Raw genomic sequence first — 10174 nt, forward strand, 5'->3', positions numbered from 1 at the left:
ATATCATCAGCACAGCCAGCTATGATAGTATTTGCTTGTTCGGCATGTTTTACTGCCTCAGCGTAAAGTTGTCACCTCTGGCTGCAGTCATCCTAACATACTAAACTGAATTCCGTTATTTTACCGGATTTAAGTGAACCGCGAAGAAGTACAAGCATCATGCTGCTCCCTTGCTGTTTCATGTGCCAATCTTACCAATTATTGATACATGATGTAAAAGAGGATTTCGTCCTATTTTTTGCTATCCTGTCCGTTACTTCAACAAACATAAAAAAGGAGCTGCCGGGTAGGAGCTCCTCCACTATCGTACCCGTCCCTCGGAATCATATATAATACCAACGCATTCAGGGGTATAATCTAATGGTAATGGATTTTATTACCGTGTGGGAGGGGTCACGGATACATGCTAATTCGTGCCTTACGATTTGACGCCTACTTCAATAAAAAAGAAAACAGGCCACCTGTGGCAGTCTGCTCCCTGGTTATCTTTAATGCCCCTTACCTCGATATAAAAGGAGTAATAGAACATCACTTCACTAAGCTGCATTCCGTTTGTATGCGCGCACCGCAAATAGATATGCGACGATCATTATCCCTAAGCACCACGCTAAAGCGACCCAGATATGATGGCCTACCGGTTGACTTGACAATAGTGCACGGATGGTCTCTACGATAGACGTCACCGGCTGGTTTTCGGCAAAGACGCGTACGACTGACGGCATCGTCTCGGTCGGCACAAAGGCAGAACTGATGAAAGGCAGGAAGATCAACGGATAGGAAAAGGCGCTTGCTCCTTCCACCGTTTTTGCGGACAGTCCGGCAATGGCCGCGACCCAAGTCAAAGCCAGCGTAAACAGCACGAGTATACCTGCTACGGCAAGCCAAGACAGTACCCCTGCCGACGAGCGAAAGCCCATAATGAGCGCTACGAGAATGATGACGACAACAGAAATGACATTGGATACCACCGAGGTCAGCACGTGCCCCCACAGTACAGTGGAACGCGCAATCGGCATCGAGTGGAACCGCTCAATGATGCCCCGTTGCTTATCCAAAAACAGGCGGTAAGCCACGTAGGCCACCCCGCTGGCAATAGCCATAAGCAGTATACCAGGCAACAGGAAGTTCACATAGTTATCCGTACCGGCTTGGATTGCGCCGCCAAACACATAAACGAACAGCAGCATCATTGCAATTGGAGTGATGCAGACGGTGAAGATGGTGTCCATACTGCGGAAAATATGGCGCATGGAACGTCCGAGCATCACGCTCATATCGCTGAAAAAATGGTTTTTTGCCGTCTCCATTAGATGGCCTCCTTTTTACCGATGATTGCGAGGAATATTTCCTCCAATGTCGGCTGTTTTTCAACATACTCTACCTTCGCTTTAGGGAACAGCTGTTTCAGCTCCGCGAGCGTGCCGCTGGCGATAATCCTGCCCTCGTGCAGAATGGCAATTCGGTTGGCAAGCTGCTCGGCCTCCTCTAAATACTGCGTTGTCAGGAATACCGTCGTGCCGCCTTCGGCAAGCTCCTTTACTATCTTCCAAACCTCGATACGTGCCTCGGGGTCAAGCCCTGTGGTTGGCTCGTCAAGGAAAATGATCTGCGGTTTGCCCACGAGGCTCAAAGCGATGTCGAGCCTGCGGCGCATACCACCCGAATAAATAGATGGTTTACGGTCGGCCGCGTCAGTTAAGCCGAAACGTTTCAGCAAATCGTCCGCAACTTGACGCGGATGATCCAGATGCCGCAGCTTGGCAATCATGATCAGATTTTCCCGCCCGGTCAATATCTCGTCAACGGCGGCAAATTGCCCGGTCAGACTGATCGCATGCCGTACATTCTCGGGTTTTGACGCGACGTCAAATCCGTTTACGGTGGCGCTGCCTCCGTCCTGTTTGAGCAGCGTGGTAAGGATTCTGACAATCGTCGTCTTGCCCGCGCCGTTGGAGCCAAGCAGGGCGAAAATCTCACCTCGCTTCACTTCAAAATCGACGCCCTTTAAAACTTCTGTGTCCTTGAAAGACTTTCGCAGACCTTTCACTTCAATTGCCTTTTCCATCGCGATATCCCCCTTTCTTTGATTTATCCGAAACCTTTTTCATGGCCTTGTTAACTTCTTGGTCAACAGATTCTTGATAGATGTCAGCGTAAGTTTTTGAATCTTTGATTAGATCGTCGCAGAAAGCCGCTACGTCACTGCCCGTCACTTCGAGCACGCCTTTCCCCAAGGCCGCGCCCTCTTCAAAAAGATCGATAATCCCAGAGAGCAAACCCGTCCCGTTGGTTAGCTCAACAGGGCCGACCTTAAAAAGATATTTTTGAATCTCTTTATAAACAATCTGATAATCTTGCGGGAGGGCTTTGACACGCGCCACGTGCGCTAGCCACTCTTTTTTGCCTTTGATGATATCTTGGATTCTCATGTTATCCTCCTATTTACCTAATTTTTTAGCGATATTATGGTTGAGCTGCTCGCGCCACTTGTCGCGTAAAGACCTTGCCCCTTCTTCGCCGGCAAGCGCTGAACAGAAGCCTTTGATATCGTCACCCAAAACCTCTTGGACACTTTGACCGTCCGCTGCGGTTTCTTCGAGCAGGCCGAGCACACCGTCAAGAATTGGCATGAGGTTGCGACCGGTGAAATCGGAGTGCGGCCAAAGATTGGCATTAATTTTTTCCCATGCCGCTTGATAATCAGCCGGCAGCTTTTTGGCCCGCGATTCAAAAGCTTTCATTTCCTTAGTCATGTCACTGCCGGTGATTTTTTCCCAAAAATTCATTATTTTTTCTCCTTTAACTCGTTAATTTTTGATGATACGAACTCCCATTTTTCCCAGAACCTCCGCAGCTCCTCGAGCCCCGCGTCGTTAATCGCGAAAAACTTTCGCGGCGGTCCCATGTCCGAGGGCTTCTTGGTGATCTCCACCAACTTGTTTTTTTCAAGCCGGATCAGGATGGTGTACACCGTTCCCTCCACAACATCTGTGAAGCCGAGGGCGTTCAGCCGCCGCGTGATTTCGTAGCCGTAGGTTTCTTTGCGGCTGATAATTTCAAGGACACAGCCCTCAAGCGCCCCTTTGAGCATTTCCGTTAGGTTTTCCAGCACAATCACTCCTTGCTATTCTGTATGACTGGTATCAAGTGTTACTTACTACTGCTATAGAGTAACACGTAGTAGTTGGTCTGTCAATAGCATTTGCTTCGACACGGATTTTACTCCTCGTTAGTTGAAAAAACGGCAGCCATTTGACCGGCTGCCGTTCTTCGCGTTTCATTGAGCTATCGTATCCCGTTAGAGTGTAGTAGCAAATGAATTACAACTCGTTATTTCTCCCAAAGCTCGACCAGTCGGCCTTCAGGATCTTCAATCCAAATAAACTTTCCAAATTCACTAATCTCTTTTTTCTTTGCAAGAGGTACACCAATATGTTCAAGATGCTTAATAGTCTCGTCTAGATTATGAACTTGGAAATTTAACATCACTTGTTGTTCTGTTGGAAAATAACTGTCATTCTCGGTAAAGAAAGAAAAGATAGTCTCATTTCCTAATTGGGGTTTTATCACAGTCCCATTCCAATTTTCTATTTCAATCTTCAACACTTCACTGTACCATTTTTTTACTACTTCAAGATTCTTTGTTCTCCAAAATATTCCTCCGAAACCTTTTATCATTGTATCTAACTCCTATCTGCCATCAAATTTTTAGCTATCCGATTACAGTAGATATTCGAGATATAAATTTAAGTTCCTTTTTCAACTATGCTGCCCGTTCGTATTATGAGATCAACCAGCTCTTTGCTGGTTGATCCTTTTTCATTTTGGGTCGACGATTGATGGTAGCCGGGTCGAACGTAACGTCCACGAGACCTCCGACGGTAAGACGATTCACTTTCCCTCCATCTACCCGTACCATTTACACTGGAATGTCCGTTCATTCAACTCTCGTACCCGTAATTCATTACTTTGCTCTCGGTATCAAAATGCTTTTTCTGTCTTTTCAAAGCCAAGGTGTGGGTAATATTCCATTGCAGTCGGTGCAGAAAGCAATAATAAAGAAACCTCTTCTCCTAAGTGTTCCCGTAAACGCTCAACAAGTTCTGTTCCAACACCAGTTTTCTGACATTCCTTACATACCGCTAAATCCGAAAACTAACATATATGTTCTTGTCCCTTCAAAACATCAAATGAAATTTTATATTCGATATCGCCTCCGATATTGCGAAGGGCTCATCTGCATGTGAGCCGTAAACACCCTGCTTAAGTAAAAGCCGGATTGAAAACCACTGTATGCAGCCACCGCATCAATCGTATAGTCTGTTTCAAGGAGCAGCGAACGGGCCTTATCGAGTCGCAGTAGGGTCAAATATTGGCCGGGATTCATCCCGATCGCGGTGCGAAATCGGCGGGTAAACTGGGATTGGTGGAAGCCGAAGCGGTCGGCGACATCCTGAAGCCGCAACTCCTCTCGATAATGGTTGCGAATAAAATCGGCGGCCTTCTGAATGAACGGATCTTCATGCTTGACAACCTTTTGTTTTTCGACAGCGCAGATAAAAATCAAATCGAAGACGACGTGAGCGAGAAACTGTCTGTGCACGCTGTCCCGGGGAAGCACACATTGGCGGATATATGCGAAGTTGGAAGCTAGCCGAGCATGGTCGTGTAGTGTAACCTTGCCGATCGGTATTGTGAATGCGGATTCGCCTCGGTCTTCGTTGTACGCCATGCCGTTCTCACGGAACACCAGGAAATACAAAGAGAGCGGCTCTAACGAGCGCCTGTGAAGTGAGGTGCCAGGAGGACAGAATACAATATCACCAAAGGTGGCTTGCCCTGTTTCTTCGCCGACCCTGTACTCGAATACGCCCCGATCGACGGCCAAGATGACCCAGGCATCGTACGCGGACTCCGAATGATCGAAATCCGCCTGCGGCCCTTTGTAATGATGATTGATTACCCGGATTGGACTGTTCATGAGCATCGTACGTCCCCCCCTTCCTCCCTCGTTCTTCGAATGCCATGCAAAAAAGTACAAAATCAATATAAATTACGGCATGGTGACTGTCAATCTTTCCGACGTTACGTGTACATGCAATGCATAAATGTGCATAGCTGATCAAATTGACCACAGGATGCTGTTCATTTCAGGTACGCAAAGATTTAGACGCTGAAATGACAAAGACGCCCGAACGGTAGCTCTGCGGCGTCTTTGCTCTTGCCTTCGATGAGGACAGCTCAACGGTTTGCGACGTCCCGTTTTTCGAGCAGGCCGTATTGCTCCGCAATGGGCTCCATCACCTTGTCCCCAAAATTTTGGCCCATGATCGCATAGCCTTGTCCGTTCGGGTGAAGGTTGTCCGGCAAATGCTCGGCGGACGTCTCGTCAAAAATGGTCAATCCGTCCAGCGAATGTAATGAGCGATTCCCCTGGCTCCAGATGACTCGTTACAATTAGTGTCTCGCCACATACCAGATCAAATTGGACTGAAAACTCCAGCGGTTCGACCTCTATCGTGACGGCCGTCGTATCGCTTTCGAAGACTAGACGGACTCCGGCTGAATGATGGGCCCTATTGTTAATTCCGCTCGGCGGAAACAAACTGTACTCCTTGTACGGAATTCGCCAAGGCTTGATTCCACTGTCCGTCTGCTCCAACGAAACGTCTCCTTGAAACAAAGCAAAGTGGTTAGATGCCCCCCAGCATACAAACAACGTATTCCTTTGTCGGGAATTTGCGATTTGCCCGATAAAACGGATGCCGATACCTGTTTTTTGCCGCCTCGCAATCTTCCGCGTTTGCATCCGCCCAAATCCTCACTTTCCCGTCGCGGTAATAAGTTAGAACCTGCTCGCCGGGATGGTCGATCAGCTTGGAACAAAGCGCGACCCGTCCGCCGATCGTATGCACAGGATTACCGAAGCGGTCGATTACCCGGGCGTCTCCGCCAGTAACGCCGCATACAATCTCATGCATGCCATCTCCGTTGAAATCGATTGGGGCGGTATCGAAAGTATCGTATGGCAGCGGATAAGGCTGACCCGTCAGGGCATCAAACGTGAAAGTCTCCACCCCGGTGTAGAAACGGCCTGCCAATGTTTTGGTTTGTCCCCCGATTTTACCCGCGGTTGCGATCAATTCTCCGTTGGCTCCAATTCGGCCGATCCATCCTTTGTGAATGTGACCCTGCTCGATTGCGCCCCAAACCCGCTCACCACGGTCGTCGTAGAGGTTGACGCGCGGCCCTTGCACCGATTTGTTTTCCCTGTTCGTGTAGATGAGCCAGCGCTCGTTCGCGGAGTCATAAACCGGCTGCACCATATCCGAATGGCCTCTCCAGGATTCCCCATCCGCCGTAAACAACGTGCTGCCGGTATCCATTTCGATGCATCGTTCGCCCCACATGAATTCGTCGACCCCATCCTTGTTAATATCGAATACGGGGAACACGTGGCTGCCCGCCGGACCATCATGGCCCGGGTTGATGTTCCGTTCCCAGCGCAGTGACATATCGGACTGCCAGGCTTGAAAAAACGTTGGCCCATAGGTGCCTTGAGCGGTAATCAGCACAGGTTCTCCGCGTACGTATCCGCCAAATATATGATTGCGGAATACGTGGGACATTGGTTGATGTGTATCGTTGTGCGGCCAAGGCCATTGTCCGATTGTCTCCCCCGTTTCAGAATCGACGCGTTCGAGACAATATTCGAACAAATTAAACGGATGGAGGGGATCGCGGTTGTTGACGAACCAAATTTCATCCACTCCGTCGCCATCAAGATCGAAAGCGAAAAAGTTGCAAAATGGGTGGCCCGGAACTACACCCGGTCCCAAGTCGCGTTTCCACAAAACGTCGCCGTTTTCCGTGTAGACGATCATTTTCAGCGTATCCTTTGGATAGCAGAACATTTGGTAGGAGGCGTCGATGTCGTAATTGGCACTATAAAAACTCAGGAAAGCACGTGGCATTCCGGTACCCAGCTCGATAGGCGTTGTGCGAAAATATTCGATTGGCTGGCCGACATTCAACTCCATCATGACTTGCAAATCGATTTTTTTTTCAGCTGGCATTTTTGTTTCCCTCCACGGATGTATATTTATAGTTTATTTAATTTTCATCGATTGAATGATCGCGTTGGCTTCTTCTTCCGTCGAGCGCAGCATTGTGTTCAAATCCGTTGTGCCTGTAACAAGTGGCATCGTATTTTTATTCACCACTTTCCAAACTTCGCCGTCATAAATCGTTTTGGCGGAAATCGGCGCAAGTTTGCTGGAGAATGCCGCTTTTAAATTTTTATCGGTGAAAGCGGTTTCCTTTCCAAATGCGCTCACTACCTCCGGCGAGTTCACGACCGGGAGTGCGCCCGAACGAGATACACTTATCTGAAATTCGTCGGAAATCAAATATTTGATTAGCTCCATCGACTGATCCTTATGATCACTTGTTGCCGCTATTCCGAAAATAGTCGGGGATGCTTGTGGTCCAACGTTTGGCGCCTCCTTGAACGTTGGAAAAGATACTATGTCCCAATTCAAACCAGATACGTCCTGAGTAAGATGCGAGTTTACCAACCCGACTAACATCGCGGAATTGCGGTCTTTGAAGAAACTGACGGTATCCGGTATTTTTTTTGAGCTGGTAATCGTATCGCGATATAACGGAACAGAGGTTGCTCGCGTCAACGTATCGAACAGAATGTTCCATCTGTCGTTTTTGTCGAATGAAGCCCTCAGCGTACCGGTTTCGACATAGGGCAGTGAGAACGAGTTCAGGCGCAGGAAATGCTCGAGCAAAAAAGCGAGACCCACATAGGTAGTACCGTTATTTGCAATGGTCAGTCTTTTGTTCAGCTCCAAAACCTCGTCCCATGTCATATGGTCCTTCGGATACGGTACCCCGAACTGGTCGAACAAGTCTTTGTTGTAGTAAAGACCAAGTGTGTTGTTGAGTACGGGCAATCCGTTGATTTTGCCATCCCCCATCGTTTTCATGGCATCAATGAACGTGAGATCGATGCGGGACAGATCCACCTGATGACGTTCGATCAGCTCAGTCATATCGTACTGGATGTTGTAGGGCCGCGCGTTTGAGTAAGCGGCAATCGATTCCCAAACTATATCCACTTTGGAACCCGTTAAAATCAGATCGTCGTAATTTTTTCCCGACTGGTAGGTGATCGTATGCTGCGGAAATTTTTTGCGAAGCAAATTGCCGAACCGATCGTCAAACGCTTCCTGCGACCATCCGCTGGTGCTGAATATGGTCAAGTTTGCCGGTGGCAGTTCTTCCGGCTTAACGCTTGACGATTCGGATTTTCCCGAATTGCCGCCTTCCTGGCAAGCTGACAACAGCGCAGCAAAGGCGAGTACTGTGGTAAGTCCGCTATTGAGGTAGCGCTTTCTCTTTGCTTTACCTGACATAATCGTCCCCTCCATCATATTCTGATTGAAAACTGCTATGCATATTTATGCATCTCATGATCATTATAAGTTGGGAGTATTGCCAGCCTCCATATCGCATTTTATACAGTTTGTGTACTTTTTTGCATCGTTTTCGGGAAGTAGAGAAGATCCGGGGCATTAATTATCATTAAAATGGGCCTCAGGCGGATTTTGAAAACTCCGAATCGGTATATGACGCATGGGTTATTTGGCCGTCGACCGAGGTGCCTTCGGATTTACGCGGATTTCAAAGCATAGATGTTCTTGTCGGGAAACAGCTAAAAAAACATCTTCCTCGACTCGAAGGGTGATGTCTTCTTTTACTGCAATATTTCGATCATTCCCATATAGGGTAGCCGCTCTCCCAGTTGGCTATCGAAAATGTCGGAATAGCTACATACGGCAATGTATATGTTCTTGATATGGTGGAGAATTTCATTGTTCTCCGTTTCGTACGATTTGAAGATCGTGGTCATGTCGGAACTGCTCAACAAAAATTGAAAAAACGCTCCGGTTAATTCACGTTGAAGGGCCGTGGACAAGAACCTATATTCTTAAAATAAAAAGTCCGCGATTTTCGCGGAGTCCGAAGCATACAAGTTCTTGTCCCTTGACAGTTTATGATTGTAATAATCCCATGAACAGCTTATTCAACATGTAGAAGTTAACCCTGCTGGACTTTGACGTGATCCTTTATTCTTTTCCTCGTTTGTTACTTAGCATATACTCCGGTGTTTTCCATTATCCTGCCCGTTAGCCATCCATGCCGCAGGCAGCACCACAGATTATGAAAGTACATCCGTACATCCGTTCTTCCATGGGAGTTCAACAAAGACGATTGCTTTCGTATTCATTGACACGCCTATAAAACGTCATGTGCTTCATATTCAATTTCTTCATAGCAGCTGTAGCTGTCATCTCCCCAGCCTTCCATTCATCGTAGACGAGAACGAATCCCGCATCGATCTCGACCTTCGGTCGACCAAACTTCACCCCTTCCGCTTTGGCAACCTCAATTCCCTCCGCTTGTCTCTGCCTGTTTTTTTTGCGCTCCTGCTCGGCCACGTATGCCAGCATGCTTAAAAACTGATCCTCGAGCAACTTCCCTAAATCACCCATCGTTTTAAATTTCCTGGAGTCAAATAAAGTCTCGTTATCCAGACAAACAATATCCGCATTCCTCTCTCGGGTTATGTACTTCCACTCACTGATGATGCCGTCATAGTCACGGCCAAGCCGATCCAGCGCATCGAGGTACACCAAATCGCCTTCACGAATCAACATGCGCATAGACTGATACCGCGGCCGGTCAAAGTCCTTTCCACTCTGCTTGTCGACAAAAATAAATCGATCCTCAATTCCGAGCTCCCTGAACTTAATAAGCTGCCGTTCGGGATTCTGGTCTTTGGCCGAAACCCGGCCGTATGCCAATTTCATAAAACCCTACCTCTTTTCGTGCCAAAATACCAAACCAAATCATGGCACATGCCTAAATTCATTTCATGGTATTTTGGCACATAGAAACAAGCCCTTTTTGAGCGTGCCGAAAAGCAGCTTTCTGACACAGTCTGAACATTCAAAAAGACCATCGAAGTAATCGACGGCCTAGCTGGTGATTCAACTATCGTTATCCGTTAGGTTAATCGTCAATCCCATAAATAACTAATGAATTGAAACACGCCCATCAATAATAAGGCAGCTAAGGGTTTAATAAGTTTTCTATGTCA

The 10174-nt window shown here is 47.6% G+C and carries 12 protein-coding genes and 1 pseudogene; all 13 read right to left on the reverse strand.

The features are described 5' to 3' along the window. Nucleotides 1-536: 536 nt before the first annotated feature. Nucleotides 537-1307 carry an ABC transporter permease gene (locus tag FE784_RS39915; RefSeq protein ID WP_139607868.1) on the reverse strand — a complete coding sequence of 257 codons (771 nt, stop codon included), beginning with the start codon at nucleotides 1305-1307 and terminating at the stop codon, nucleotides 537-539. Continuing rightward, the gene (locus tag FE784_RS39920) at nucleotides 1307-2065 is read right to left on the reverse strand and encodes an ABC transporter ATP-binding protein (protein WP_139607869.1); all 759 of its coding nucleotides are present in this window, start codon (nucleotides 2063-2065) and stop codon (nucleotides 1307-1309) included. The genes FE784_RS39915 and FE784_RS39920 overlap by 1 nt, the downstream gene beginning before the upstream one ends. Further along, nucleotides 2049-2429: a DUF1048 domain-containing protein gene (locus tag FE784_RS39925; protein ID WP_139607870.1), complete on the reverse strand. Its 381-nt coding sequence runs from the start codon at nucleotides 2427-2429 to the stop codon at nucleotides 2049-2051. Before FE784_RS39925 ends, FE784_RS39920 begins: the two co-directional genes overlap by 17 nt. 9 nt (nucleotides 2430-2438) lie before the next feature. Continuing rightward, nucleotides 2439-2786, reverse strand: a complete 348-nt coding sequence (locus tag FE784_RS39930; RefSeq protein ID WP_139607871.1) for a DUF1048 domain-containing protein — start codon at nucleotides 2784-2786, stop codon at nucleotides 2439-2441. Next, entirely contained in the window at nucleotides 2786-3091 is a 306-nt protein-coding gene (locus tag FE784_RS39935) for a PadR family transcriptional regulator (RefSeq protein WP_281287217.1), read from the reverse strand. The genes FE784_RS39930 and FE784_RS39935 overlap by 1 nt, the downstream gene beginning before the upstream one ends. A gap of 239 nt (nucleotides 3092-3330) precedes the next feature. Continuing rightward, nucleotides 3331-3678 (reverse strand): VOC family protein, encoded by a 348-nt coding sequence (locus FE784_RS39940; protein WP_139607873.1) that lies wholly within the window; start codon nucleotides 3676-3678, stop codon nucleotides 3331-3333. A gap of 303 nt (nucleotides 3679-3981) precedes the next feature. Next, a pseudogene (locus FE784_RS39945) lies at nucleotides 3982-4140 on the reverse strand (GNAT family N-acetyltransferase); the annotation flags it as partial. A 58-nt stretch (nucleotides 4141-4198) separates the two neighbouring features. Then, nucleotides 4199-4987 (reverse strand): helix-turn-helix domain-containing protein, encoded by a 789-nt coding sequence (locus tag FE784_RS39950; protein ID WP_139607874.1) that lies wholly within the window; start codon nucleotides 4985-4987, stop codon nucleotides 4199-4201. 254 nt (nucleotides 4988-5241) lie between these two features. Then, on the reverse strand, nucleotides 5242-5403 hold the full coding sequence (locus FE784_RS41455) for a hypothetical protein (protein ID WP_176706870.1): 162 nt from the start codon (nucleotides 5401-5403) through the stop codon (nucleotides 5242-5244). Beyond that, nucleotides 5390-5809: a hypothetical protein gene (locus FE784_RS43070; RefSeq protein WP_425465600.1), complete on the reverse strand. Its 420-nt coding sequence runs from the start codon at nucleotides 5807-5809 to the stop codon at nucleotides 5390-5392. The genes FE784_RS41455 and FE784_RS43070 overlap by 14 nt, the downstream gene beginning before the upstream one ends. Further along, nucleotides 5694-7076: a hypothetical protein gene (locus FE784_RS39960; protein ID WP_139607876.1), complete on the reverse strand. Its 1383-nt coding sequence runs from the start codon at nucleotides 7074-7076 to the stop codon at nucleotides 5694-5696. The genes FE784_RS43070 and FE784_RS39960 overlap by 116 nt, the downstream gene beginning before the upstream one ends. 33 nt (nucleotides 7077-7109) lie before the next feature. Further along, nucleotides 7110-8426, reverse strand: coding sequence for an ABC transporter substrate-binding protein (locus tag FE784_RS39965; protein ID WP_176706871.1), 1317 nt, complete (start codon nucleotides 8424-8426; stop codon nucleotides 7110-7112). Nucleotides 8427-9272: 846 nt separating this feature from the next. Beyond that, the gene (locus FE784_RS39970) at nucleotides 9273-9884 is read right to left on the reverse strand and encodes a recombinase family protein (RefSeq protein ID WP_139607878.1); all 612 of its coding nucleotides are present in this window, start codon (nucleotides 9882-9884) and stop codon (nucleotides 9273-9275) included. Between the last annotated feature and the right edge of the window lie 290 nt (nucleotides 9885-10174).

Source organism: Paenibacillus hemerocallicola, assembly GCF_006265175.1.
Taxonomy (GTDB): Bacteria; Bacillota; Bacilli; order Paenibacillales; family NBRC-103111; genus Paenibacillus_AB; species Paenibacillus_AB hemerocallicola.